This is a genomic window from Erwinia sp. 1181_3 (assembly GCF_052824965.1).
Window position 1 is genome coordinate 1 of sequence record NZ_VTDE01000027.1, and the last position, 1,592, is coordinate 1,592.

3 protein-coding genes and 1 pseudogene are annotated in these 1,592 nt (G+C 40.5%); 1 reads left to right on the forward strand and 3 read right to left on the reverse strand.

Annotation, left to right across the window (positions count from 1 at the left end; translation table 11 throughout):
• Nucleotides 1-192, reverse strand: a 192-nt coding sequence (locus tag FY046_RS23565; RefSeq protein WP_446186533.1) for a hypothetical protein, incomplete at its 3' end; no start/stop codon positions are given.
• Between the two features lie 202 nt (nt 193-394).
• On the opposite strand from FY046_RS23565, the pseudogene FY046_RS23570 reads away from it, so the two are divergent.
• A pseudogene (locus FY046_RS23570) lies at nt 395-472 on the forward strand (hypothetical protein); the annotation flags it as partial.
• Between the two features lie 214 nt (nt 473-686).
• Here the strand turns inward: FY046_RS23570 and FY046_RS23575 are convergent.
• Both FY046_RS23575 and FY046_RS23580 read right to left on the reverse strand, forming a co-directional pair.
• Nucleotides 687-1,061 (reverse strand): hypothetical protein, encoded by a 375-nt coding sequence (locus tag FY046_RS23575; protein ID WP_446186534.1) that lies wholly within the window; start codon nt 1,059-1,061, stop codon nt 687-689.
• The coding region (locus tag FY046_RS23580; protein WP_446186535.1) for a polymorphic toxin type 30 domain-containing protein at nt 1,061-1,592 on the reverse strand (532 nt) is incomplete at its 5' end. The genes FY046_RS23575 and FY046_RS23580, both read right to left, overlap by 1 nt.

A 1,592-nucleotide genomic window follows, 5' to 3' on the forward strand; every position in this document is an offset into this window, starting at 1 on the left:
ACGACCCCTATTGAGGTCGCACTCTGTGGCATTATAAATAGGATCGTAGCCACTTATGCCTGAGTATTTGTCGGAAGGGTTAAAGCGATCGTTATTGGCGGATTTCCGCTGCGGGAGATCGCCTGATACGTCTTGCCTCGCATAGCGCCGATAATCCATTTCATAATAAATCCGGGCATTGTCGAACGCCACGCGGGGCATCTGAACGAATTGAAAATCCCGTGGAGAAAGCCGCCTTCCGGCATCCTGTGCCTGATATAAACAGAACATGCATCCTCGCTTGTTTATCCATAAACAATGCAGGGATATTCATCTATTTAGTGTACGAAAAGCAATCGCCTTTTATCCATTCTATTCTGACGATCGCTGTTTTATCTTCAGGTGTTCTTTTCTGGCTAAAATGACCGAATCTGAGTTCCTGTGGCAGCACAACCAGGATCCAATGACAGTACAGAAACTGACTGAAGGCATCCCCCATTCATCAGGTTCTGTAGCAGAAATTGCGTCTGAATCCAGCTTTCAGGGGTGCTTTACATATATAGTGTCGTTATCAGAGAAACTATCAAAATGGTTAATTATTTCATGTGCTTTAATTTTACCTCCCCCATGTTTCAGTATCCTGTAAATAATATAATTAGTAAAATAATACACCCTATAATTATCGGGTAATATCCCCACTAATTAAATTAAAGTATCATACTATCTACGCATTCTAATATCTCTTTAGATGAACTTTTATCATTGTTTTCACTTCTCCATTCCCTCAAAAGATTTAGATTCAATTTTTTATTGCATCTTATGCAATGGAAATAAATATCACTCAGTGTCGATATCGCATCAAATCTGTTCTCATAAGACTTACTTTTAAAAAAAACATCAAGTAATGTGAACCATAAGCCTTCAATGGTCTCATCGTTCGCCACCAGCGATTTATTATAAGGTGATGAGAAAAGGTCATGTACAGATCCTATTGAATCGTACATGTCTGAATTTCCATCTAACAGAGAACTGGTTATTTCCTTTGTTTTCTCTTTTAAGAAAAAATCATTTTTATTTGACATTATGGTACTCCTGGGAAACTAATGGGTTTATTGATGGGGATGTGGACATCATTGATTATCGATGGACTATAGTTAGGGCTACCCGGATTAAAAATACCCGGAGGATGATAAATACCATTTATATCCATGCTTCTCTTACCATCAAATATCCGCACAACCCACCCCTGACTGGCATTTGCTCCTACCGGAGCAGAGGCATCTATGTCATGAATGCGAACCATAGACGTCCCCCCTCCTGGACCTATCCACTTATACTCATATCCATATTCTCCAGAATAACCCTCTGGTGGTGTCAACTTACGAACTCTTGCATTTTCGGGGATTGAAATAAGATCTGTACCATCAGATTTTTTTATTTTATTACCAGCTAATAAACAAGCTGTTAACCCCGGACTCCTCATTCTACCTATCGGGAGTGAATCGTTTTTAGTCATCTGAGATAGGGTTTCTATCTCGCTCGCAGAGCCTAAGCGTCCAAGCCCCAGACCAGCAGCCATAGATACAGTAGCAATCGCAGCGCCTTTGGTCGTC